Raw genomic sequence first — 24,448 nt, 5'->3', positions numbered from 1 at the left:
TAGACAAAAGAGGCTGGAAAACCCAACCTCTTTCGTTTGACCTTTGCTTAATCGTCAAGGTGTGATAGTGTTTTAATCGCTAACCATTGTGATAGGATTAAAACTAAGAAAAATATATGAAATAATAAATCACGTATAATTGGCATATTTCTACAAATAAATAAAGAAATGAAAGGGGAACAAACAAACCAAATAGCTTGAAAAATAACAATCTTTTTTTTCATACTTAATAACTCCTATTTCCATGATAATATAATGGACTGTGGTAACTAGATGTATCAGCAACTCCGACATTAAAGCTACCAACCTGACCAATACCAATTCCAGCTCCGATTGAAGTGGTTGTTGATGTATTTCTATACAAATGACCGTTTAAAGTAAAGTGTATTCTATTGGCATCGGGTAAAGCGTATTGAAAATTTCCTTGGAATATTAAACTTCCAGAATAATAACCTGCATAAACAATTCGTTTTATTCCTCTAAACCAACCGCTTTTACTAACTTCACAATAAAAATAGACATGTCCTGCATTATTTGGAATATAAGAAATTAACGTATCATCTTGATATGTAGCACCACGTAACACTACATATGAAGTTTCTTCATTTAGCTGAGCATTTCTAGCTTGAGAAGTGCTCTTATTGGGGAATAAAGTACGTTCAGCTTCTGCAAAACTAACGCCTGTATTACTAACATAATTGGCTAAGATTTCATCTTTAGTAACTGTTACAACATCAAAATTTTTAACAGTAGTTTCATCAGCTTTTACAGTCGTTCCAATGCCAAAGGCTAGAACTAAGAAACTTAAAAAGCTAATAAACATTAAACCTAAACGCCTCATAGTGTTTCCTCCTTTTTATAAAATCAAATTGATAAAACTACAGCTCTAATTATAAATCCTCCCTTCTGACGAACTGCTTAAAGAATTCCCCTTTTTTCACTTTCAATATATCACAAAAATAAGAAGAAACAAGTCTATTTTTGAAAAAAATTTATGATATAATAAAGTTGATAACGTTAAAAAAACTAGAGCGAAACAACTCTAGTTTTTTGCATGCTCAGCCTAAAATCTCTAGAATCTCTGTCAAATTATCAACAGTCCAATCTGGTGCTTCTGCTGGATTCGTTACGTGGGTCAAGCGGCTAAATCTCTGTCGGATCCAAATGGTTTGCATTCCAAGTTGTTTAGCCGGAAGAATATCATTGTACAAACGGTCGCCAATCATCACAGCGCCTTCAGCTAAGCAGTTCGCTTGTTGGAGAGCTAACTCAAAAATAGCGAGATCAGGTTTTGCCAAGCCAACATCGGCAGAGGAAATCACCAGATCAATCCAAGAATCAATACCAAATCTTCCCAATCTTGCTTGCAAGTTCGGTAACTGGTTGGCAATAATCCCAATCTTGTAGTGCTGGTGGAGAGTTTTCAGCGCTTGCTTGCAGTCAGGATACAGCACCTCTAAATCAGACCTCCAAGACGGACGCTTCAGACCATAATCGTTCAGAGCCTCCGCATCGCCCTTTTTGTTTTCCTTAAAATAGTGAATCATAGTTTGATAAAATGCTGCATAAGAAATGTGAGTATCCGCAATAGCCTGCTCAATCCGATCTTGGTAGGCTTTTTCTTCATTTACCAAAGTTGAGCCAACATCAAAGAATAACCAATGAATCTGTTTCATGCGAAACCTCTAATAAAGATTGATGTCTCCGCTGACAGCTTGGATAGTAAGAGAATCTGTAGAAGTTGATACTTTATGACGGATTGTGTTGCCAACGATTTGGTGGCTCGGCTGGAGCTGATCAGAGATAGAAATGTCTCCGTGCACTGTTTCAAGATCATAGCTGAAATCATGGTGCAGCAGATGAAGTGAAATATCTCCGCTTGTTGTTTGAATAGAGGTTTTACCAGCAATTTCTAAAGAATGCGTGTCGAGATCCCCTGACACGAGAGATAGCTTACAATCCGTTAATTTGACATGTGCTAGATGAATATCACCACTGATAAGGGTAACATTGGTCTGTTGCAAATGGCAATGACGCATGGTCAAATCACCACTTGAAAGCTCAATCGTTCCTTTTTGTGTTTGAAGATGAGATACAGCTACATCACCAGAAGTTGCTTGAAGTGAGAATGACTGAAGAATCTTGCCATTCGGGATTTGAATGCAAATAGGATGATTATCAAAACCGTTTTTCATGACGTTAATAATCCAGTCCAAACCACTATAATGCGTGTTGCCTTTTTCTGTAATGTGCCACTTCTCGTTTTGAACAGTAGAAATGATTTGATTGTTGCCTTTTCCATTATAGTATTTGATGTGGAAAAAATCATCAGGTGAAGGCTCAATCAGAATATCTTGCGTGGTGACATCAATATGTAATTCAGAGATTGTTGCATAGTCTTCAAAGATATAAGCATTGTCGGTATATGATTGGTGATTGTGTGCAGATGACTGGTGTTGAGGACGAGTTGACATTTCTTCTGCTTGATTTGATGAAAGTGAGCGAATAATCTCTTCTGCTGCGTCTTTGGGATCTCCCAACTCCTCAATGACTTGTGCTTCATTTTCAGGTCCGGCTTCTTCAAAGTATTCCGTAAAATAATCCATTGCTTCTTTATAATCTGCTTCTGGCAATGTTTTCAAGTATTTCTCTAGTGCGGCTAAATAGTCAGTTTTTGTCATGGCGAATGTTCCCTTCTATGATACCGTTGACTGTCGCTGTATATAACTCCCACTCCCTTTTAAGGGTGTTTAACTGCTTTCGCCCTTCTGGAGTAAGGGAGTAATACTTCCGTTTTCGACCTTGATATTCTTGCGAGTAAGTCGTTAAATAACGATTTTTTTCTAACTTTTTCAAAATAGGATATAAGGTTGATTCCTTGATATTGGCAATCAATTTAATCGTTTGGCTAACCTCATAGCCATAGGAATCTTCGCTTTCCAAAATCGCTAGAATGAGAAATTCAATCAAGGTAGAAGATGTTGGAAAATACATGAGCACCTCCTATATATAATATTTTTATATATAATTTTTCTATACATAGTATAGTTCTTTTTCTTTTTAAAGTCAAGAAAATATATAAAATTTTTATATATTATCAAAAGTTGCTGTTAGTAGACGTATTTTTTCAGCTAACTGTGTCAAGAAGTATCTGTAATTTGTCTAGGTTTGTTGTAAATAAACCTTAATTCTAACTGAATTCCTCAATTAAAGAATGTTTTGTATTGAAAAATAGCGTTAGAAAATGGTAAAATATACTAAGTCTTATCTAGAAGTAAGACAAAAGTGATGAATATGATGAAAAAACATAAAATAATTTTTAAATTTTTTGGACAGACGCTGCTTTATTTTGTGATATTTCTAGCGTTGCTTTATTTCTTTAATTATCTTGGTCAAGGCCAAGGTGGTTTTATCTATAATGAATTTTAGGAGCAGACTGTGACCAATTCAGTAATTAACGACATGATTGAAACGATTGAGCGCTTTGCTCAGTCTCAACCAGATTTTCCAGTTTACAATGTCCTCGGAGAAGCTCATACTTATCATGATTTGAAAGTGGACTCGGATTCGCTCGCTGCAAAGATTGATAGTCTTGCGCTTCCTGAAAAGTCACCAGTGGTGGTGTTTGGTGGACAAGAATACGACATGTTAGCAACCTTTGTAGCTTTGACGAAGTCAGGACATGCTTATATTCCGATTGATAGTCATTCAGCTCTGGAGCGCGTGACAGCGATTGTGGAAGTGGCACAGCCTAGTCTCATTATTGCAATCAATGACTTTCCGCTGAAAGATGTGACGATTCCGATTCTTGATGTAACAACAGTTCAAGTAGCTTTTGCAGCCAAACATCCTTACGAAATTACACACCCTGTTAAAGGTGATGCGAATTACTATATCATTTTCACCTCAGGAACGACTGGAAAGCCAAAGGGTGTGCAAATCTCGCACGATAATTTGCTTAGCTTTACCAACTGGATGATTACAGATAAGGAATTTGCGACTCCAGCTCGTCCGCAAATGTTGGCGCAGCCACCTTACTCTTTTGATTTATCGGTTATGTACTGGGCGCCAACCTTGGCACTTGGAGGAACACTTTTTGCAGTTCCGTCTGCCATTACGCAAGATTTCAAGCAGCTGTTTGAGACTATTTTGAACTTGCCAATCGCTATTTGGACATCCACGCCGTCTTTTGCAGACATGGCAATGCTGTCTGAAGATTTCAATGCTGAAAAAATGCCAGGCATTACACATTTCTACTTTGACGGAGAAGAATTGACGGTTAAAACGGCTCAAAAATTGCGTGACCGTTTTCCAAATGCACGTATTATCAATGCTTACGGTCCGACAGAAGCAACTGTGGCTCTATCTGCCGTTGCTATAACGGATGATATGCTGACAAATATGAAACGCTTGCCGATTGGCTATACCAAAGCAGATTCTCCAACTTTTGTGATTGATGAAGACGGAAACAAATTGCCAAATGGTGAGCAAGGAGAAATCATTATATCTGGACCAGCTGTATCAAAAGGCTATATGAACAATCCAGAGAAAACAGCCGAAGCATTCTTTGAATTTGAAGGGTTACCAGCTTATCATACAGGTGATGTTGGTACTATGACAGATGAAGGTTTACTGCTTTATGGCGGTCGTATGGATTTCCAAATCAAGTTCAACGGTTTTCGTATTGAATTAGAAGATGTTTCCCAAAACCTGAACAAGTCTCAATATGTGGACTCAGCTGTGGCTGTACCGCGTTACAATAAAGATCATAAAGTACAAAACCTTCTAGCCTATGTCATCCTGAAGGACGGGGTTAAGGAACAATTTGAGCGTGAGATTGACATCACCAAAGCTATCAAAGAAGATTTGCAAGATATTATGATGTCTTATATGATGCCTTCCAAATTCCTTTATCGGGATTCCTTGCCATTGACACCAAATGGTAAGATTGATATTAAAGGTTTGATTAGCGAGGTCAACAACCGATGATGGATTTCATAAGACAGCTTCCTCACTTGGAACCGTACGGGGATCCGCAGTATTTTGTTTATATCATTTTAGCCGTTTTGCCAATCTTTGTTGGTTTATTCTTCAAAAAAAGATTTCCCATTTACGAAGCTCTGGTCAGCTTTGCTTTTATCATTTTTATGCTGACTGGACCGAAGTTAACGCAAATTTATGCGCTACTGTTTTACGTTATTTGGCAGATGATTTGGGTTTGGTCTTACAAAATTTATCGAAAAGCAAGAGACGGCAAGTGGATATTCTACTTGCACATTGCTCTCTCTATCTTGCCGCTTTTCCTTGTAAAAGTGATGCCAGCGATTTATGGACATCAATCACTCTTAGGCTTTTTGGGAATTTCTTATTTGACTTTTCGTTCAGTAGGAATGATTATTGAGCTGCGAGATGGCGTACTAAAAGACTTTAGCTTATGGGAATTTCTACGTTTTATGCTCTTTATGCCGACTTTTTCAAGTGGACCGATTGATCGTTTTAAGCGGTTCAATCAAGATTATGAAAATATCCCTGAGCGTGATGAACTGCTAGATATGTTGGAGCAATCCGTTCAATACATAATGCTTGGCTTTCTATACAAGTTTATCTTGGCACATATTTTAGGCTCAATGATTTTGCCTCCTCTCAAGCAATATGCAGTGCAAATGGGTGGTATCTTCAACCTGCCAACTCTAGGAGTGATGTATGTATTTGGATTGGATTTATTTTTTGACTTTGCGGGTTATTCCATGTTTGCCCTCGCTATTTCCAATCTAATGGGCATTAAAAGTCCGATTAACTTTAATAAACCTTTCGTTTCGCGCGATTTGAAAGAGTTTTGGAATCGTTGGCACATGAGTCTGTCTTTCTGGTTCCGTGATTTTGTATTTATGCGGCTGGTCACAGTACTTATCCGAAATAAAGTATTTAAAAATCGGAACACCACTTCAAGCGTAGCTTATATCATCAACATGCTAGTCATGGGCTTTTGGCACGGTGTGACTTGGTATTACATTGCTTATGGACTCTTTCATGGTCTAGGGCTCGTTATCAATGACGCTTGGGTGCGAAAGAAGAAGACCGTCAATAAAGAACGGAAAAAGAAGAATTTGCCACCATTGCCAGATAACAAATGGACACAAGCAGTGGGGATGTTTATCACTTTTAATGTTGTAATGTTTTCATTCTTAATCTTCTCAGGATTTTTGAATGACTTATGGTTTAAAAAATAAAAAAGGAGTTCTCTAATGGACGTAAAAGCAGAAGTATTAGAAATTATTGATGATTTGTTTATGGAAGATGTATCAGACATGATGGACGAAGATTTGTTTGATGCAGGAGTCCTGGACAGTATGGGTACTGTGGAATTGATTGTTGAGCTAGAAAACCATTTTGACATCCATGTTCCCGTCTCAGAATTTGGTCGTGATGATTGGAATACGGCTAATAAAATTATTGAAGGTGTAACGGAGCTTCGCAATGCTTAAACGATTGTGGCTCATTTTAGGTCCAGTTTTCTGCGCCCTTTTGATGGTGGTGGCTTTACTATTTTTCTACCCAACCAAGCAACAACATGATTACCAAGCTGAAAAGCGCTCAGCCGTTACTTTGACGGCGGGAAGTTTCAAGGGAAGAACACAAAAAGTACGTACTTTGACAGATAAAAAGCACCGCTTTGTTCCTTACTTTGGTTCAAGTGAATGGCTGCGCTTTGACAGTATGCATCCTGCGGTTTTGTCAGAAAAATACAACCGCAATTACCGTCCGTATTTTTTGGGGCAACGTGCCGCAGCGTCTCTTACACAATATTTTGGTATGCAGCAGCTGCTTCCTCAACTGAAAAATAAAACAGTCGTGTATGTGGTCTCTCCTCAATGGTTTACCAAAAAAGGCTACAGTCCAGCAGCATTTCAACAATATTTTAATAGTGATCAATTGACCAGTTTCTTGCGTCAGCAAGAAGGAGATATTGCTGCTCAGTATGCGGCTAAGCGTCTCTTACAACTGTATCCGACAGTGGCTATGAAAGACAATGTAAAAAAAGTCGCTGCTAATCAGAAACTGTCAAATTTTGACAAGCAATATATTCGTCTTATTAGTCGTTTGAATCAGCGGGAGGATGCTCTTTTTAGCTCACTATTTGCCGAACGCAATGCAAATTATGAAAAATTGGTTCAGCCTCAAGTCAAGCGTTTACCAAATAAATTTTCCTACGAGGATTTAGAAAAATTTGCTATTAAAGATGCACAAAAAAACACTAACAATAATAACTTGGGAATTGATAATAAGTTCTATCGTCGCCGTTTGCGAAAGCATTTAAAGAAGCTCAAAGGTGCGCAGGAAAAGCTATCCTATGTCAAGTCTCCTGAGTATAATGACTTACAGCTTGTTTTGAAGCAATTTGCCAAGTCAAAAACGAATCCAATCTTTGTTATTCCCCCTGTCAATGCAAAGTGGATGGCCTATACTGGTTTGAGTCAAGAAAAGTATCAACAAGCGGTGAAGAAAATTCGTTATCAGTTGGAAAGCCAAGGTTTTACCAATATTGCAGACTTTTCAAACGATGGTGGGAAACCTTATTTTATGCAGGACACCATTCACATGGGCTGGCTTGGCTGGCTGGCGTTTGATAAGGCTGTCAATCCTTTTATTTCCAATCCAAAGCCTGCTCCGACTTACCGGATGAATGATCGATTCTTCAGCAAAGAATGGGCAAATTATGACGGAGCAATTGAGAATTTTAAATAAGAAAAATAAAACACGAACACAAATTAACTAGTTGGTTGCTAGTTTGCTTGTCCGTGTTTTATTTTTGGGAACTATATAGCAGTTTACACCAATTACAATATGTAGTATTTTAAAACAAGATTTTGTAAATTTGACAACTATACTTTGCGGTTGTGTAAACAGGTACATAATTCCCTTAATTTTTATATGGAGAACTAGAGAATTTTATGAATCTGTTCGTTTTTCTATTGTATTTTGGAAAGATAGCTGTTAATCCAAGACGTATTGCTCTATTGCTTGAGCGACTCCTCCCTCATTGTTTGTCAGAGTGACTATAGTAGCTTGCTCTTTGACTGCTTTAGGAGCATTTCCCATAGCCACTCCTAAACCGGCCAATTTCAGCATGGGGAGATCGTTGAAGTTATCACCGATTGCCATGACTTGCTGGAGAGGGATTTGGTAAAAATGAGCAATCTCTTGAAGAGCATTTTCCTTAGAAACCTGTTTAGCTGTAACTTCTAGATAATTCTCTTTTGAAAGATAAAAGGCTGTTTTAGGAAAATCTGTGTTTTGCAGATAGTCGTGAAGATTTTGAATGATGACTGTTTCACCTATCAGAAGAAGTTTGTGAATAGAAGCATAATGTTCTACAACAGAAACTAGAGATTGAAGGATAGGATTTTCACCGGTAATATCTGCTTCTTCCTGAACCCATTTGTCAATCTGTTCAGCAAACCAATCCTTTCCTGTATAGAGATTGATAGCTACAGCTGGAAACTTCTCTTGGACGAGCTCTAGCAGACAACGAACTTCTTTTTTATCCAAAGCGTGTTCCATTAAAATATCATAATTCTGAGGATTTCCTTTGATGACAAGAGCGCCATTGTAGCAAGCCAATGGATTGTCAATGAGACCAAGCTGCTGTGCGATTGGCTCCATGCCAAGTGGTGAACGTGCAGATGCCAACACAAAAGGGATTCCTTTTTCCTGCAAAAGAGGAAGCTGTGTTTTTAGCTGATAATCAACTTGGTGTTGGTCATTTAAAATAGTACCGTCAATATCGCTTATGACAAGGCGGATAGGTCGTTTGTTCATAAAATTTCTTCTTTATAAGCATGATATCATTGTGGGGTGATAATCAGAATGTTCATTTTTCTTCTTTGTTATTATTTTAACACAAAAAAGAATTTTTGAAAGCGGTTTAACTGTTTTCTATTAAGACAAATTTAAGCAACACAAGGTATCTTATAACTAATCCTAAAAAAAACTTTTTTCATCATAATCTCCTAAACAAAAAAAGCAGTCTTTCTCGATTGCTTTTTTGTATGGAATTCATGTTATAATGAAATCATGTTATCAAAAGAATTTAAACATATCATGCAGACAGATACAGTCGCAACGGCTAAGTCCTTGTTAGGTATGCAATTGTGCTTAGACGGACAAGTGTTGGGACGAATTGTTGAGACAGAAGCCTATTTGGGAGCTAAAGATAGTGCTTGTCATAGTGCGCATGGCAAACGAACACCGAAAAACGAGTCTATGTATTTATCTGCTGGACACTGGTATGTCTATCAAATCTACGGACATCAAATGTTGAATTTAGTCACAAGAGCTGAGAATGTTGCAGAAGCTGTCTTGATTCGAGCCTTGGAATTGCCAGACGGGACATTGATTGCCAACGGCCCAGGAAAATTAACTAAATTTGCAGGGATTACCAAGGAATTTGATGGTCAAGGTTTGACCACTTCAAGATTGCAATTGGTAGAAAATGCTGTCCCGTTTCAAATTGGCTCGCGCTCTCGAATTGGCGTGACTTGCACAGATGAATGGCGAGCTGTGCCTCTAGGCTTTTATGTTATGGGCAATCGGCACGTTTCTAAAATTTCGAAGGTAGGTTTATTGCCAGATGCTAAGACATGGAAAATAGATAATTAAAAAAAACAGAGTGGAGAAAAGAGTCCAACAACTGAAAAAGGTTCACTCTCCATTCTGTTTTTGATTTTTATAAAATTTTATCAGATTTCTCTACATAAAAGAGGGCAATAATCATAATGATTGTAAGAATGAGCAAGACATATACAGCAGGTAGCCAAGAATGGAAGAAATCGGCACTATAACCAAATAGAGCTGGTCCAAAAGCAGCTAGTAAATAACCACCTGTTTGTGCTAAGCCAGATAGCTGAGCAGTTTGTTCAGGGCTACTCGTTTTTGTTGAAAAAGTAACCATAAGATATGGGAAAAGAGCACTCACAGCTGACCCAATGAGGATATTGGCAATAAGCCAATAAAAGAAATCATTCGTTTGAATTAAGAGCATGCTAATACCAAGGATACCCGCAGCAGAGATAATTGCTAACATTATCATACGATGACGAGGAGACAGCCGTGTTGTCAAGCTAGGAATGGTCATTGAAAAAGGTAGACTAATCAAGTTAAAGACAGAGGCTAAAACTCCAGCAGAAGCATTTGAAATGCCGGCTTGTGTTGCCATAGTTGGTAGCCAGGTTAGGCAAGTATAAAAAAGCAATGATTGCAAGCCACCAAAAATAATAATAGCCCAAACTTTTTTATTTTTCCAGATAGAGTTACCTTGTTGCTCTTTATTTTTGTTCATTAAGAAATGGTTATAAGATGTATTTGGTAGCCAAATCAAAAATGCTAAAAGACAAACCATTGTCAAAAAAAGAACAAGACCTTGCCATGAAGTTGCTTTTGTTATCGGCACTGCAATAGAAGAAGCAATAGCGGTTGATAGCCCCATAGAGGTTACATACATGGTTGTCAAGAGTCCAATCCGATGCGGTTGATTGGCTTGGATGACACTTGGAAGTAAAACATTAAGTACTGCAATGGAAACTCCAATGAGAATCGTCCCCACATAAAGAAGTGGTAGATTAAAAATCCGAATGAAAGATCCAATGGTAAGCAGAGCAAGGACAAGAGTAAAAAGCCGTTCGAGCCCAATTTTGCTCGCTAAATGCGCCGAAAATGAAGAACAGAGAGCAAACATGATTAAGGGCAGACTGGTCAAAAGACCGAGGGAACTAACTGAAACATGAAGTCCGTTGGCAATGTCTGTTAAGACAGTTGGAAGCGTTGTAAAGGGCGTCCGCAAAGCGACACCCACCATGATAATTCCTGGTAATAAAAAGATAGAATGTTGTTTTTTCATAAATTCTCCTAGAAGGGTTCTTAAAAAAAATTATACCATAGAGATAGTCAAAATTATAGCCCTATATTAGTGCATTAGCTCAAGATAGTAGGCTGTAATAGTGGCTTCATCGATTTTATTTCGTTGTCCCAACCACCAAGTAACTGTTTCAATAAAAGTTGTCGTGACATAGTTTTTTAAAAATGGTTCTGGTAAATCAGACTTTTGTATCAATAGCTTTTCGCGAATGAGAGGAAAAAGATAATGCTCTAGTTCTAATTTTAAACGATTGATAAAATAAATATTTTTAGACAATAATAAAGTAGCTATTTTATCTTGGTTTTTCCTGAAATGGTAAAAAATATGAGCTGTTGCGTCAAAAAGTTCACTTGCTTGGTAGCGCTCAACAAACGTATGCTGGAACAAATCTTGGCACATTTCTTCAAGTAGTGCCTCTTTCGTCTCAAAATGAGCATAGAAAGTCGACCGACCGACATCTGCAAGGTCAATGATTTCTTGAACTGTGAGGGACTCATAGCTTTTTTGATTCAAAAGAGTGAGAAAAGCCTGATAAATGGCTGCGCGTGATTTTTTAACTCGTCTATCCATCGTTTCCGAACAAATCTCCTTAAATGTACACTATCAAACGAAGCATTAGATTTGTTTCTTGTTTCCTCCGTTAAAATAGTAGATAATATAATTGAACAAAGTGTTTTGTTTTGAATACATTATACAATAAATAAAATCAAATCTCAATGTGCGATTAGAAGGAGACAATAATGAAATCAAGTAAAAATGTCTGGATTGCATTTCTGTTAAATTTTTCGTTTGCAATTATTGAATTTATCTTTGGAGCTCTATTTAATTCTAGTGCTGTACTGGCAGATGCGGTACATGATACAGGAGATGCCTTAGCGATTGGCTTGTCGGCGTTTTTTGAAAAAATTTCCAATAGACGAGATGATAGAAACTATACATTAGGCTATAAACGGTATAGTTTGCTGGGAGCTATGTTGACTTCTACCATTTTAATAGTAGGTTCTATTCTCATTCTGGTTGAAAATGTTCCCAAGCTGTTTGCGCCTGAACGGGTAAATTACGATGGTATGCTTATTTTGGGAATTTTTGCAATTGTAATCAACTTTGCAGCCAGCAGAGTGGTTAGCCATGGACATACACACAATGAATCCATTCTGAGTCTGCATTTTCTAGAAGATATTTTAGGCTGGTTGGCTGTGATCTTTGTATCCTTCATTCTTCGTTTTACAAATTGGTATTTCCTTGACCCATTGCTTTCGCTCATCATTTCGACTTTTATCTTGAGTAAAGCACTGCCAAAGTTTTGGGAAAATGTTCAAATCTTTCTTGATCACGTACCGAGTGATGTGAACTTGAATGATCTTTATGCAGAGATTCAAACAATCGAGAATATCCAAACAATCACTCAGCTAAATGTTTGGACAACTGATGGGCTAGAAAAATTTGCGATGATTCATATTTGCATGAAACATCCCGAACAACAAGCAGAAACTCAGCAGCTCATTCGCCAACATCTCAAAATGTATGGAATTACAAAAGTCACCATTCAGACAGACGAAAGTTTAGATGAGCACGAAGAATGCTGTATTGGCGAGCAACAGTGAGAAATAAAGAGTTTAAGACAGATGTTTTAAACTCTTTATTTCTATGTTTTCTTTTTTATGATTGTTGAAAATTCTACTTTCATAAGATGGTTGATTATTTTACTTATAAATTAAAATATGGAAACTAGTATCACGTATATTAAATGTAAGAATCAGCAAGGTAGCTCATTGTATCATACAGAAATTTCAATGTTCCTGCAAGGTGGTTCAAGTCAGTCTGCGAAATACAACAAAAAAGTGGAAAACCTTATAAAGATATTGATGACTTAGTTGATTTTGGCAGACCTGTTCACATAGTTCCTCACATGTTTCGACATAGCTTTGTTTCAGTTATGGCAGATAAAAATGTAAGTCTAAACGTGATTCGAAAATTTGTAGGACATTCAGAGGATAGTAGAGAGATAGAAAAAATCTATCTTCATGTTATGCAAAAAGGAAAGGATAAGATTGAACAAGCCATGATAGATTTGGCTGAAATGATTTCTTGATGATTATAAATATTTGATATTTAGTTTGAGATATAAGAAAAAAGCCTTTGAAAGATTGATTTCATCGACTTTAAATATCATTTGCGATTTCTATAAATGAGTATTCCAACAGACAAAGAGATAGTAATCAAAGCACTTATTGATAAAATTTTAATATTATCAGTAAAAATATCTACAACTTCAAGAACAGAGACAGAACCGACAAGGAACAATATGATTTCCATCATTTTATTTTTTTGTAAATCATTAAACTGGTTTCGATCTTTTAATAAGGCAAATTCTTCTTGTTTAATTTTCTCTATATATTCATCGTGCTTAAAATAAGAATTTTGTTGCAAATGGGTAAATAAATCAAAAACTGCTCGATGATTGATTCGATAGATAAAAAGAGAAGATCTTTTATAGTTGTGAATCCACTCATTAAATTTAATCAGTTGTTTATCATTTGAAAGTTTAAATTTTTCGAGTCCATCCATAATAGTTTCATCTAAACACACTAATTGAAAGAACGGAGTAGCAGAAGCTAAAAATAGACCGGCTTGTTGTAGAAAATTAGATTCAAAATCATTAGACTTGTCATCATTCCAAATGATATAATTTGCTCCTTTGTTTATGTAGTTGATAGAATCTAAATCAAAATAGTTTGTTAAATAGTATTTTGATTTCTCTTTAGAAGATAGAGATCATAAAATCCAAGTAATTTGTTGAGGAGTGTGGGAGAATCATTTCGTTATCTTTAGCTAGTAGAATTTCTTATGAAGACAAATTTGTTCTTTTTAGGTTTATAAATAATAATCAGTAGAAATACATGTTATTGGATTGAAAAATATATCGTAGATATAGGAATTCCTTAATAGAGTAAGCAATATAATGATTATCTTAAGCAACACTCTATTAAATATTGAGTTGTCTAAACGATAATAACTGTAATAGATTATTTTGTTCTATAATAAAAGAGAGTATCTTTACACTGAAATAACTGTTGAGCATAACTATTATCACACCCACCTTCGGTATATTTCTAAACAGGCCTAAGATGAAATTATCAAGACGACACATTAAACTAAATTGGCTTCGTTTGAATGAATCTAAAAAACATATTCCTAGTTATTAGCATCTCCTAAAACATTTTTTAATAATATTAAGAGAGTTCAACAAGTTATCTCTTAAAAATGATATAATTCTTGTAAGGACTTTTGATTGTAATGATTACATATCAAATTTTTATGTATAGGGATTGCAAATTCATTTTAATCAAGTTGAGTTCGACCATAATTTAAACATTTATTTTTTATGGAGCATTTTATGAAAAAAACAAAATACAGGAAATATCTGATTATAGCAACGGTAGTTGTAGCTTTAATTTTTATAGCTGAAGGGTGTCTTTATTATAGTGCAGTTGATAATGTTTTTTTTAGATTTTCTCTAAATTTTCAAAATGTTATAAAGGCATATAAACTTGATTCAGATATCAGTCAGGCAGATGCTATAAAATTTTTAGATGAAAATCAACACTTACATGTGGCGATTATAACGTATATTTATTGCCTTGCAGTGATAGCAGCACCTTTTTGTACAATTGGAGCTCTAATTATTTTTGCCAGAACCCCATATTCATATTTTATGTATCTTTTGAAAAGAAAAAAACCAATATCATTTTTAATTTTAGGTAAAGGCGAAAACAGAGATAAGTTTGTCAAATCATTATCCAAAGAGTGCAAAATTACCTTAATTGAAGAAGAAATTCTACAAGGAGATACTAAAAATAGCCTGAGAGAAATGGGAGTTTCGATCATTCAAAAATATCAAGATGAAGGATATGAGAAACTACTTAGAAAAATTCACTTGGAAAAATTTGATTATATTTTACTTTGCGATCAGAACGTACATACTAATTGTGCCTTTTTAAAAAATATAAAAGAGATTCAAAAGAATACTAGTCATTCCAAGAATAGCTCTTCTCACCAAACGATTTATTTCACTTGTAATGACCCCGCTTTCGAAAAAGTAATTTTTCAAAATAATAGTCAGGATAATTTGGATTTCAAGAATGTTCAATTATTAAATATTCAAAGGAAAGCTGTTGAAAATATGTTTGAGAAGTATCCCATTTTTCAACAGTCGAATGGTGATTATCAAACATCAGATGATGTTCATATTGGTATTATAGGATTTGGTGAGATTGGTCAACATACGTTGACTGAAGCATTATCTTTATCGGTTTTATCAGCAGACTCTACAATAATATTTGATGTCTTTGATAAAAATATGAAGAGTAAAATAGGGATTTTTCTCAATAATTTTCACCCAGATATTATTAATGAAGTATCTTATAAAGATCTTAAAATTATTAAAGGGGAAAAAATTAAACAGTATACATTATCGCTATCGAGTAAAGATGACCCTACTGAATCTTCACGCACGTTTGAAGTAGATGGAAAAATGAAAATTAGGTTTTGGGATATCGATGTGGAATCAGTGCAATTTAGAAAAATACTTTCCGACTGCCACCTGGAAGATATCTTTACTTATTTCGTAATTTCTACAGGAAACAATCATAATAAGGTAGGACTGTTAGAAAGTATACGTAAAATAAATACTAATAGTCAATCTCAAGAATTTAAAGGACAAATAATTGTTTTTGGACAACCTCTGTATTTGCAAGATGATGTATTATTCATAGAACCCGAAGAAGATATATTTTCGTATGAAGCCATTCGAAATGAAGATATCCTGAATCAAGCAAAACTTTTCAACTACAATTATACTTGCGTCCAAAATACAGGAAACCATTTGGATTCTTCTCTTGAAAATTCCAATAATATCAACGTAGAATGGGATAAGCTAGAACTGTTCCATAAAGAATCATCTATAAGACAATCAATGCATCAATCTACAAAAAGAAATTATATACTAGCAAAAAAAGAATTTTCTGACATAAATAATATCAGTGTTAAAGAAAAATTGGAGAAAATTGAACATCGTCGATGGAGTCTATTCATGATATCGAGCGGTTATAAATGGGATGCAATTAAAGATCGTTCTAAACAGACACATGATTGTATTACAAATTGGGAACATTTAAAAAAAGAACAAGATGTAAAAATATTAGAATATGATTTTACACCTTATATCATCATCCTCAAAGAAAGTAATAATAGTTAAGTGAGATTTTTTATTTCTCATATTATCTCATTTTTGTGAACAAAAAGCAGGCGATTTATAATCGTCTGCTTTTTTATGAGTTGTTTTCGTCAATAAGAAACTGAGTATAGCCATGTTTCACAAGAAAATCATATGAATTTAAAATCTCTTGTGGAATAGTAACAGGAATTTGAAATCCAAAATTAGGATAAATCATCAATCTTTGGATATCTCCTACCAATAGATTTATCATTCTGTCAATATTTGATTCGTTTTTAATATATTCATCAAAGGAAAGATTAGGAGTCTCTATAAACCATTCTACCTCTGGCCACTGTTTTTTTGCGGTTGCCAATGCTCGGCGGCTTAAGTAGTTTTTACATACAATAGTCCCCGTCGAAACCTTTATATTGCGAGATTCTAGTAATTTTTTTGTAAAATTAAAATTTTCACCTGAATTAGTCGATTTGTTTTCGATTAAGATTTTATCTTTAGGGACACCATTTTCAATACATATTTGAGCGTAAGTTTCAGCTTCAGTATTGTTCCATAACGATTTTGTTATTTTCCCATATCCTCCGCTACAGACTAAAAAGGGAGCTTTACCTTGTAGAAAAAGACTTGCAGCATGATTTGCTACACGTAGATCATGAGAGCCCATTATTAACATGAAGTCAGTACTTATCGTAGTCCTATTTTGATTATGAAAATCATATAAAACTTTAGCATTTTGTAATATTTTTTCCTGCATAATACACCTCTTATAATTCTATTAGCACAGCACTAACATCATCATGTTGTTTAACATCTATATTTTTAGATGACTTTTCCCAATTTCTAAGAGAATGAAGTGCTGAGTAGAGAGTCACTTTACTATCCAGAATATCGGAAATGGAACACAAAGAATTGCTGAAAACTCGTTCGAAACCATCTGAAAAAAGCAAACATTTATTGATTTCTTCAGTTTTATACTGGCACTCGAGAAATTGCGTTTGAAATGCCCCTGTTAGTGCTACTGTCCAGAAACCATCAGTCGTATTCATCATTTTTCGGTTTTGTGTCATTTGATTTTTGACAGCTTTCGCACTATCATTTCCTGATAATAAAGCCTCATTTCTAATTATCCTTGTTAAATTCGAAAAATGTCTAATTCTATTATCGGTTAAAATTTTTATTTCACCTGTATGAAATTGAATGATAAGAGTACAATCTCCAATTACATACCCATGGAGATAATCATCAATCATTTGAATTCCTGCTAAGACAGCACATGGCAAAGTTGCTTCATTAAACTTCTTTAAAACACTAGAGTGAGAAGCATTTAACTGATTTGTAATGTTTTTACAAATATCAGGCAAGCAAGCATTACCGTATAAAGGAATTTTTTGAGCAAGATTCTCTGAAAGCCACTCTGCTTGGGAATGATAAGGCGAAATCGGAATGACGCTGATTGGGCTTGAACCATCAATAACTCCAACAAGATTATTGCCAATAAATATTCTATCTTCACCCCATGATTTATTTGGGAAATGAAGAATTTGATCTATAATTTTCATTTTATTACCTAAAATACACAATTAAACAACATAAAATAATTATAAAAGCTATAAGAAATAAGCTGTTAAGAATGATATATCTTTTTAACCGTTCTTCTAACTTTTTATTCTCCATTTTGTAAATGATTGATTCTTTTGAAGTACTATATTGGAGAATTCTAATGAAAGAATCTGTATTTTCTCTGTCTTCCAAATCAATTGCTCTTTTTATGAAGTTAATTCCATTTGTATAATCACCAGAAAAAGCTAGAAGTTTCCCATGAATATAATGATTTTTAGGATAGTCTTCATTTAGTTGATTTGCTTTATCAATTGATTTTATAGCTTCTTGCACATGTTTCCTATATCTTAAATAATTGTTTTCTAGCCCAATTGCAACAAGCTCTGAATATGTAATGTATACTCCATAATTATTTTGGATCTGCATCCTAGTCTCATTCGCAAAACAAATCGCCTTGTCCAAACTTTCAAAATCATCTATATTTTCATCATATTTAAATTTATAGTACTGAGATAATACGATATTGTTAAAAGGATAATCCTCGAAATATGAGCTGTATTTTTCGATAAAATTATAAATTTTAGACTTTTCTTCTCGTCTGCGATAGAAGGTGAAAATAGTATAGTATGCTAGAAATTTAATGTCATTTGATTCATCAGAATTTAATAATGGGATTAACTGTTTATTGATTTTTTCTTCATTTAGCTTTTTGCAAACGTTTTTGATTTCGTCCGTAAAATGATTTTTTTTATTTTGGGAAATGGTATTAAAAATTTTAACATATTGTCCAAATTTCATATGAGTTTGGGTATTTTGAGAGAGTGAATTTTTAATTTTATTCATTAAAAAATCCCAATCATCGTCATTAGAAACTTTTATATATTGTTTCTTTAGAACAGCTCTAATATCATCAGGAATATATGAAGCCTCAGGAAGTGAGACACCGTTAAATAATATAGGAATAATAGTCTTATTTTGAGAAAGTGCTAGGGCAATTTCTTTTCTAACCCAGTCAGAATCTTGATGTATCATCAGTTGATGATTCAAGTCTTTCTTCCCAAAATAGGATTTAGTTACCACTAAAAGAACATCGTTACATTGTTCAAGATGTGTTTTAATAGCATGATCAAAATCAGCACCAGGAGGTATATTTTTTTTATCAAAAAAAACGCGACAACCAGAATTAGTTAACTTTTCTGAAAGAAAGTCAGCATTTGCTAGACCATCTTCCCGTCTGTAACTAATAAAAACATCTGTCATAAATGAATACCTCTTTTGAAACCTTTAACCATATACCATTATATCAAGAAAAGTGACAATAGAAAAGTTTTATAATCATCTTGTTATCTATTATGCTCGTAAGATTATTTAAATTTGATACTAGTAAGATTTTATGAATTTCTTTTTGACGGAATATCAGCTAATTAAAATTTCGGTACCAACAATCTATTAATATACTAGTATCATCTATATATAAGTAAGTATCGTTTTAAAAATTCAACTTAAACAAATACAATTCGTTAAAAATATCACAAACCAAAATAATTCCACTATCAGATATATACTTTCGCTTTTCTGGATTTTGTCCCTCGCTTGAATCATATAGTGTCAAACTATTTATCTGCTTAGAAATCCATTTAGGAAGTTGCTCTTCTTTAATTCCAAATCGTTCATTAGCTCTTTGAATAAAATGATCTGTCCATACATAGTCTGGTGCATATGAAAGTCCCATGACAATACTCCTCTTTAAAACTTGCGAAAAATACCTATTCTAATTGAGTCTGAAAGTTTTAAATTTCTACTTCAGCAATTGGTTTGCGATAGTTAGGCGCTTGAGCATAGTGACAATAAAGCTTCCCTAGTTCGAGTCTTGGTTGAAATACCTCAAAGTCACTAGCAAGGATATAGCAAGGTTTGTAAGTGCAACTAATTGTGATTGCTACTTCCTCTTTTAGATCCTCTAAGAATAGGTCGAGTGTTTCGTATTCATAGATACGCTCTATCTCTCCCTTACCCTCAAATAATGCCTTGACTAGAATGGATGTTCCATTACCGTAAAAGACGGTGTTAGACGCTATGCTTTCGTAGTTTCTCATTTCCATACGATAGTATCTATCTGCTCTGGTATCTCCGATTTCAATTTCTTTAGGCACGGTATAAAAATATCTGTCTTGGTTTACTGCCAGCGTGAATCGTCTGCGGACTTCAATCTGTTTTAAGTATTCGTCAACCCCACTACCGATAGTTAATACACTTCGGATAATCGAGGATTTATCTGAAGAGTGGTTTTTATCTAGCCATTGTCCTAAAAATCTGTGAAGATATACCATAATTTTTCTCTCCTTCTTATTTGTCTATATTTATATTGTAGACTATTTTTTTAAAAAAGCACAGCTCTCTACTCAATATTAACATTTTGTTATATTCAGTTAAATAGACATTGGGATAAAATTAATTATTCCATACGTTTTACTCTAAGTAATTTTGAAAAACCTAAGTATTAATTATAGTATTCATGTTTTTTCTTCATGGTAGAAACAAAAGCTAACTTTACCGGAACTGCATTTGCTCTTGAATGTTTAAAACTTAAATCTTTTGATTGTGGGATAAATCTTAATTCATTCTCCAAATACTTATACACTCTTTCAGGAATTACTAAATTACAGATGTACTTAGCTTGATCATTGTTTCGAAACATTCGTAGGTAGTACTTCTTATCAGTCTTTCCTATAAACACCTTACACTCTCCATAGTACATAGTCAGATGGTCAGAAACTTCTAATTCATTTAGGAGGAGGGATCTGCGAGGTAAATATTTTCTGATACCATCTTTATTTTCTAGAACAAATTTTAAATCAGAACCCTGGTTATTATCTTTCGAAGAGTTGGCATTCCCTATCCGAGTTGCTCTAATAGTCTTTTCTTCCAAAATACGTTCTAACAATTGCACAGCTAAGTCTGCATCAATTTTCTCATAGTATTCTTTCAACTCCATTTTCGAAGCAGAATCCAGAGTATATTCACATCCGTCACCATGAGGCGATTTGGGATGAGTCGATAAGTAGATTTTCCCTTTTTTCTCATTTATGATTAAATCCACTTTGCAACAACCAGGGCAAAATAATTGGTTTTCATATTTAAGTTTTGTGCTAACTTTATCATTTTGATACTCCTTTTGTAGTTCATGAAGTTCTAGTCTTTCATGATTGTAAATACAGTATTGAAATTTATTTTTTGTAAACGATAAATTGTAAAATATAGTGCAACAAAAAAACTCATAGTGTTTCATTGGTGTAAACTGTAAGTAACCACACAAACAGAACCCGAGGAAAAACTATGAGCTACTTCCATCTTACCATAACTGACCGAATAAAGATAGAAACCTACTTGGAATTAGGTTTGAAACCTTGCCAAATTGCAAGTAAACTTGGCGTCCATAAGTCTACCATTTCAAGAGAGTTAAGACGATGCCAAAATGGTTATTCCGCAACCTCAGCACAGGAACAGTACGATCACAGGGCTAAGCAAAAAGGTCGGAAGTCTTGTTTGACACCAAAGTTGAAAAAGGAAATTGAGAACGGTTTAAAATCCTCCTGGTCGCCTGAACAGATTTGTGGCCGCTATCAGCTTGAACAAAAGCCAATGGTAGCTTTTAAAACCATCTATAACTGGCTCTATGCTGGTTTGATTGATCTGGATTTGAGCGTCCTTCGTCGTAAAGGAAAAACTCGACAACCCAAAGAAACACGTGGAAGATTTAGGATTGGTACGCCAATTTCCAAACGTCCTAAAGAGGTCCGTAATCGTGAAACTTTTGGGCACTGGGAGCTTGATACTGTGGTGTCTTCCAGAGGCAAAAGCAAGGGGTGTTTAGCGACCTTTCTAGAGCGAAAAACTCGTTTTTACTTAGCTTTCAAGATACCAGATAGAACAGCCAAAGCCATGTTTTCAGCCATCGAAAAACTTTGTAGGCTATTTCCAAAAGAGGCTCTTAAAACCTTCACTTCAGACAGGGGAAAAGAGTTTGCCTGCTATCCTCTGGTAGAGAATTTAGGAATTTCCTTTTTCTTTGCGGATGCCTATTCATCCTGGCAGAGAGGAAGCAATGAAAACGCAAATGGCTTACTAAGAGAATATTTCCCAAAGAAAACAGATTTAGCCACTATCTCTGATGAGGATTTGAACAAGGCTTTATATGATATCAATCACCGACCACGAAAATGTTTAGGTTACAGAACTTCTTGTGAAGCTCTAGAGGATGAGTTCGAATAAATGTTGCACTTATTCTTGCAATTTATAAAACATAATAATCCTTTCTAGTTTTCATCGATTCAATCTTATTTAAAGAATACTGGAATGTGTAGTTATCTAAAGCCGCCATCTAAATTTCTTAAACAACACAAAAACGCTCTAGACAGTATGACTAGAGCGTTTTCTATATATCCGAACATCTAATTTATTTCACAAAAAATGTAGTCATCCGGTTGATTTTTATTGCAATACATTGAATTTTGAAAATTCAAGAATCGCGTTAAATCAAGTTTTTTTCGTTTCCACTGAAACGTAATGACCCACTATTTCACTTCTGTAAACACTACATGTTTACGTAATTTTGGTGAGTATTTTTTCAATTGAAGACGGTCTGGAGTGTTACGTTTGTTTTTAGAAGTAAGGTACAAGCGTTCACCAGATGCTTTGTGTTCAAGTGTGATATTTACGCGCATGATAGCTCCCTTCTATTATTCTGCTGCTGCAGCTTTGGCGATTTTACGTCCTTTGTAGTATCCTTTGAGGGATACACGGTGAGAACGTGAGTAATCTCCAGTAGTTTCGTCAAAATGTACAGATGGAGCTGTAATTTTGTAGTGAGTGCGGCGTTTGTTTTTCTTCGCTTTTGAAGTGCGACGTGCAGGTACTGCCATTTTCTTTATTCTCCTTTTAATATAAGTTCGATTCAATCTCTTTGATTTTCATCAACTGTAATAGTATATCAAAAAAATTTTGTAAAGTAAAGTTACTTGACAGATTTTCTTTTATTTTTTGGAAAATAGCAGAGCGTGCTAGCTTTTTAGAGAAAATATACTGAAACTGTCCTCAAAATCTGCTACTTGTGGTAAAATAATTATATTATATGAATGAAGAGGAAAGCTATGAAATTACAAAAACCGAAAGGGACTCAGGATATTCTCCCTCAAGAGTCTGTCAAATGGCAATATGTAGAAGAATTTGCTCGCAAAACATTTAAAAAATATCATTACGCAGAAATTCGCACCCCACTATTTGAGCATTATGAAGTGATTAGTCGTTCTGTTGGAGACACGACTGACATTGTAACCAAAGAAATGTATGATTTTTATGACAAAGGCGACCGTCATATCACATTACGCCCAGAAGGAACAGCACCAGTTGTACGTTCTTATGTGGAAAATAAGCTCTTTGCACCAGAAGTCCAAAAGCCGGTGAAACTTTATTATATGGGCTCTATGTTTCGTTATGAGCGTCCTCAGGCTGGACGTTTGCGTGAGTTTCATCAGATTGGTGTAGAGTGTTTTGGTTCCAATAATCCTGCGACAGATGTAGAGACAATCGCCATGGCAGCTCAATTTTTCAATGAAATTGGTATTCAAGGTGTAACGTTGCAGTTGAATAGTTTGGGGAATGCAGAGAGTCGCGCCGCTTACCGTCAAGCATTGATTGATTATTTGACGCCGCTGAAAGACAGTCTTTCTAAAGATAGCCAGCGTCGTCTAGAAGAAAATCCTCTCCGTGTGCTAGACAGTAAGGAAAAAGAAGATAAACTCGCTGTTGAAAATGCACCCTCTATTTTGGATTATCTAGATGAAGAAAGCCAAACTCATTTTCAAGCTGTGCGTTCGATGTTGGAAGCACTAAAAATTCCTTATGTTATCAATACCAACATGGTTCGCGGATTGGATTATTACAATCATACGATTTTTGAATTTACCGCAGCTGTGGCGGGTAATGAATTGACAATCTGTGCAGGTGGTCGCTATGATAGCCTTGTTGCTTATTTTGGTGGCCCAGAGACGGCTGGTTTTGGCTTTGGAATGGGCGTGGAGCGCCTGCTTCTTGTTCTTGAAAAGCAGGGTGTGGCATTGCCGCTGGAGGATAGCTTAGACGTTTATGTTGCAGTTTTGGGAGAAGGTGCTAATAACAAAGCGTTGGAAATTGTACAAGCACTTCGTAAGCAAGGATTTACAGCTGAACGTGATTATTTAAACCGTAAGTTGAAAGCGCAATTCAAGTCAGCAGATACTTTTTCTGCTAAAGTGTTGATAACTCTTGGCGAAAGTGAAATTGAAAGTAACCAAGTTACCGTCAAAAACAATCACACTCGTGAAGAATTAACGGTTGATTTAAATCAGATCCAAGAAGATTTTCAAACAATTTTTGAACAACTGGGGTTTTAATTTAAAAAGGGAGAAAGCCGGTCAAATGGCTTTTTTTCTCATAACTATAGTAGAATGTTGAAGTAGAAGTGGAGAGAACAATGAAAAAAATAATCATTCCGTCTGTAATTCAGTTTCTAATTGTTTTTTTGATTATAGGAGGAATTGCCTATTTTGTGAGAGGGGATTTCTTTTTTCGGTTTTTAGCACCGATTTTTGGCTTAGCAGCAGGGCTATTGCGCTTAGCATCAAGTTATGTGGTCAAGGTTTTGCATCCTGAATTATATGACAAAGAAAGTAAGAGGTGAGTCGTCATCTTCTTTTGTGAAA

Annotated in this window: 28 protein-coding genes and 1 pseudogene; 12 read left to right on the top strand and 17 right to left on the bottom strand. The window is 35.1% G+C overall.

Annotated elements, in window-relative coordinates:
* Positions 1-47 precede the first annotated feature (47 nt).
* The 5 genes from SanJ4206_RS09875 to SanJ4206_RS09560 all read right to left on the bottom strand — a co-directional run bounded on the left by SanJ4206_RS09875 (position 48) and on the right by SanJ4206_RS09560 (position 2,994).
* A complete protein-coding gene (locus SanJ4206_RS09875) occupies positions 48-224 on the bottom strand; it encodes a hypothetical protein (protein WP_022525253.1) in 177 nt (58 codons plus the stop codon).
* Positions 225-226: 2 nt separating this feature from the next.
* Positions 227-841, bottom strand: a complete 615-nt coding sequence (locus SanJ4206_RS09575) for a hypothetical protein (RefSeq protein ID WP_003027853.1) — start codon at positions 839-841, stop codon at positions 227-229.
* A gap of 217 nt (positions 842-1,058) precedes the next feature.
* Complete coding sequence (locus tag SanJ4206_RS09570; RefSeq protein ID WP_003027852.1) at positions 1,059-1,676, bottom strand: HAD family hydrolase; 618 nt, start codon at positions 1,674-1,676, stop codon at positions 1,059-1,061.
* A gap of 9 nt (positions 1,677-1,685) precedes the next feature.
* A complete protein-coding gene (locus tag SanJ4206_RS09565) occupies positions 1,686-2,681 on the bottom strand; it encodes a DUF4097 family beta strand repeat-containing protein (protein ID WP_003027851.1) in 996 nt (331 codons plus the stop codon).
* Positions 2,668-2,994, bottom strand: a complete 327-nt coding sequence (locus tag SanJ4206_RS09560; protein WP_003027850.1) for a PadR family transcriptional regulator — start codon at positions 2,992-2,994, stop codon at positions 2,668-2,670. Before SanJ4206_RS09560 ends, SanJ4206_RS09565 begins: the two co-directional genes overlap by 14 nt.
* A 303-nt stretch (positions 2,995-3,297) precedes the next feature.
* Between SanJ4206_RS09560 and SanJ4206_RS09555 the strand changes: the two genes are divergently transcribed.
* The 5 genes from SanJ4206_RS09555 to dltD are packed head-to-tail and all read left to right on the top strand — an operon-like array spanning position 3,298 to position 7,746.
* Positions 3,298-3,429, top strand: coding sequence for a teichoic acid D-Ala incorporation-associated protein DltX (locus SanJ4206_RS09555; protein WP_003026731.1), 132 nt, complete (start codon positions 3,298-3,300; stop codon positions 3,427-3,429).
* 33 nt (positions 3,430-3,462) lie between these two features.
* Positions 3,463-4,989 carry a D-alanine--poly(phosphoribitol) ligase subunit DltA gene (gene dltA / locus SanJ4206_RS09550; RefSeq protein WP_003027848.1) on the top strand — a complete coding sequence of 509 codons (1,527 nt, stop codon included), beginning with the start codon at positions 3,463-3,465 and terminating at the stop codon, positions 4,987-4,989.
* Positions 4,986-6,230: a D-alanyl-lipoteichoic acid biosynthesis protein DltB gene (gene dltB / locus SanJ4206_RS09545; protein ID WP_003027847.1), complete on the top strand. Its 1,245-nt coding sequence runs from the start codon at positions 4,986-4,988 to the stop codon at positions 6,228-6,230. Before dltA ends, dltB begins: the two co-directional genes overlap by 4 nt.
* Before the next feature lie 15 nt (positions 6,231-6,245).
* Positions 6,246-6,485, top strand: coding sequence for a D-alanine--poly(phosphoribitol) ligase subunit DltC (gene dltC / locus SanJ4206_RS09540; protein WP_003027846.1), 240 nt, complete (start codon positions 6,246-6,248; stop codon positions 6,483-6,485).
* Entirely contained in the window at positions 6,478-7,746 is a 1,269-nt protein-coding gene (gene dltD, locus SanJ4206_RS09535) for a D-alanyl-lipoteichoic acid biosynthesis protein DltD (protein WP_003027844.1), read from the top strand. The genes dltC and dltD overlap by 8 nt, the downstream gene beginning before the upstream one ends.
* Before the next feature lie 249 nt (positions 7,747-7,995).
* Here dltD and SanJ4206_RS09530 read toward each other — a convergent pair whose 3' ends face one another.
* Complete coding sequence (locus SanJ4206_RS09530) at positions 7,996-8,820, bottom strand: Cof-type HAD-IIB family hydrolase (RefSeq protein ID WP_003027843.1); 825 nt, start codon at positions 8,818-8,820, stop codon at positions 7,996-7,998.
* A gap of 255 nt (positions 8,821-9,075) precedes the next feature.
* Between SanJ4206_RS09530 and SanJ4206_RS09525 the strand changes: the two genes are divergently transcribed.
* Positions 9,076-9,660, top strand: a complete 585-nt coding sequence (locus tag SanJ4206_RS09525) for a DNA-3-methyladenine glycosylase (RefSeq protein ID WP_003027842.1) — start codon at positions 9,076-9,078, stop codon at positions 9,658-9,660.
* A gap of 67 nt (positions 9,661-9,727) precedes the next feature.
* Here the strand turns inward: SanJ4206_RS09525 and SanJ4206_RS09520 are convergent, their stop codons facing one another.
* Both SanJ4206_RS09520 and SanJ4206_RS09515 read right to left on the bottom strand, forming a co-directional pair.
* On the bottom strand, positions 9,728-10,897 hold the full coding sequence (locus SanJ4206_RS09520) for a CynX/NimT family MFS transporter (protein ID WP_003027841.1): 1,170 nt from the start codon (positions 10,895-10,897) through the stop codon (positions 9,728-9,730).
* Between the two features lie 66 nt (positions 10,898-10,963).
* Complete coding sequence (locus SanJ4206_RS09515) at positions 10,964-11,485, bottom strand: TetR/AcrR family transcriptional regulator (RefSeq protein WP_003027840.1); 522 nt, start codon at positions 11,483-11,485, stop codon at positions 10,964-10,966.
* Positions 11,486-11,655: 170 nt separating this feature from the next.
* Between SanJ4206_RS09515 and SanJ4206_RS09510 the strand changes: the two genes are divergently transcribed.
* The gene (locus SanJ4206_RS09510) at positions 11,656-12,519 is read left to right on the top strand and encodes a cation diffusion facilitator family transporter (RefSeq protein ID WP_003027839.1); all 864 of its coding nucleotides are present in this window, start codon (positions 11,656-11,658) and stop codon (positions 12,517-12,519) included.
* Between the two features lie 132 nt (positions 12,520-12,651).
* Positions 12,652-13,007, top strand: a pseudogene (locus SanJ4206_RS09505) (tyrosine-type recombinase/integrase); the annotation flags it as partial.
* 77 nt (positions 13,008-13,084) lie between these two features.
* On the opposite strand, the gene SanJ4206_RS09500 reads toward SanJ4206_RS09505, so the two are convergent.
* Positions 13,085-13,483 (bottom strand): hypothetical protein, encoded by a 399-nt coding sequence (locus SanJ4206_RS09500; RefSeq protein ID WP_003027837.1) that lies wholly within the window; start codon positions 13,481-13,483, stop codon positions 13,085-13,087.
* Positions 13,484-14,312: 829 nt separating this feature from the next.
* Here SanJ4206_RS09500 and SanJ4206_RS09495 point away from each other — a divergent pair.
* Positions 14,313-16,172 carry a hypothetical protein gene (locus tag SanJ4206_RS09495; RefSeq protein ID WP_232202915.1) on the top strand — a complete coding sequence of 620 codons (1,860 nt, stop codon included), beginning with the start codon at positions 14,313-14,315 and terminating at the stop codon, positions 16,170-16,172.
* A gap of 73 nt (positions 16,173-16,245) precedes the next feature.
* On the opposite strand, the gene SanJ4206_RS09490 is transcribed toward SanJ4206_RS09495, so the two are convergent.
* The 6 genes from SanJ4206_RS09490 to SanJ4206_RS09465 form a co-directional block, all read right to left on the bottom strand.
* The gene (locus SanJ4206_RS09490; protein ID WP_003027835.1) at positions 16,246-16,902 is read right to left on the bottom strand and encodes a YdcF family protein; all 657 of its coding nucleotides are present in this window, start codon (positions 16,900-16,902) and stop codon (positions 16,246-16,248) included.
* 10 nt (positions 16,903-16,912) lie between these two features.
* Entirely contained in the window at positions 16,913-17,707 is a 795-nt protein-coding gene (locus SanJ4206_RS09485; protein WP_003027834.1) for a protein phosphatase 2C domain-containing protein, read from the bottom strand.
* A gap of 4 nt (positions 17,708-17,711) precedes the next feature.
* A complete protein-coding gene (locus SanJ4206_RS09480) occupies positions 17,712-18,968 on the bottom strand; it encodes a toll/interleukin-1 receptor domain-containing protein (protein WP_003027833.1) in 1,257 nt (418 codons plus the stop codon).
* Between the two features lie 229 nt (positions 18,969-19,197).
* Positions 19,198-19,440: a hypothetical protein gene (locus SanJ4206_RS09475; protein WP_003027831.1), complete on the bottom strand. Its 243-nt coding sequence runs from the start codon at positions 19,438-19,440 to the stop codon at positions 19,198-19,200.
* A 58-nt stretch (positions 19,441-19,498) separates the two neighbouring features.
* Positions 19,499-20,038, bottom strand: coding sequence for a hypothetical protein (locus tag SanJ4206_RS09470; RefSeq protein WP_003027830.1), 540 nt, complete (start codon positions 20,036-20,038; stop codon positions 19,499-19,501).
* 170 nt (positions 20,039-20,208) lie between these two features.
* Positions 20,209-20,997, bottom strand: a complete 789-nt coding sequence (locus SanJ4206_RS09465) for a hypothetical protein (RefSeq protein WP_037606462.1) — start codon at positions 20,995-20,997, stop codon at positions 20,209-20,211.
* Positions 20,998-21,044: 47 nt separating this feature from the next.
* Between SanJ4206_RS09465 and SanJ4206_RS09460 the strand changes: the two genes are divergently transcribed.
* The gene (locus SanJ4206_RS09460) at positions 21,045-21,980 is read left to right on the top strand and encodes an IS30 family transposase (protein WP_022525488.1); all 936 of its coding nucleotides are present in this window, start codon (positions 21,045-21,047) and stop codon (positions 21,978-21,980) included.
* 302 nt (positions 21,981-22,282) lie between these two features.
* On the opposite strand, the gene rpmG is transcribed toward SanJ4206_RS09460, so the two are convergent.
* Both rpmG and rpmF read right to left on the bottom strand, forming a co-directional pair.
* A complete protein-coding gene (gene rpmG, locus SanJ4206_RS09455) occupies positions 22,283-22,432 on the bottom strand; it encodes a 50S ribosomal protein L33 (protein WP_003026692.1) in 150 nt (49 codons plus the stop codon).
* Positions 22,433-22,447: 15 nt separating this feature from the next.
* A complete protein-coding gene (gene rpmF / locus SanJ4206_RS09450) occupies positions 22,448-22,630 on the bottom strand; it encodes a 50S ribosomal protein L32 (RefSeq protein ID WP_003026691.1) in 183 nt (60 codons plus the stop codon).
* A 228-nt stretch (positions 22,631-22,858) separates the two neighbouring features.
* Between rpmF and hisS the strand changes: the two genes are divergently transcribed.
* Together hisS and SanJ4206_RS09440 are read left to right on the top strand one after the other, a co-directional pair.
* Positions 22,859-24,139 carry a histidine--tRNA ligase gene (gene hisS, locus SanJ4206_RS09445; protein WP_022525225.1) on the top strand — a complete coding sequence of 427 codons (1,281 nt, stop codon included), beginning with the start codon at positions 22,859-22,861 and terminating at the stop codon, positions 24,137-24,139.
* A gap of 80 nt (positions 24,140-24,219) precedes the next feature.
* Entirely contained in the window at positions 24,220-24,426 is a 207-nt protein-coding gene (locus SanJ4206_RS09440) for a hypothetical protein (RefSeq protein WP_003027825.1), read from the top strand.
* The last annotated feature ends 22 nt before the right edge of the window (positions 24,427-24,448 follow it).

It is taken from the genome of Streptococcus anginosus, assembly GCF_001697145.1.
Lineage (GTDB): Bacteria > Bacillota > Bacilli > Lactobacillales > Streptococcaceae > Streptococcus > Streptococcus hominis.
Note: the sequence above shows the minus strand (reverse complement) of the source record. Positions and strands in the feature narration are given on the sequence as shown.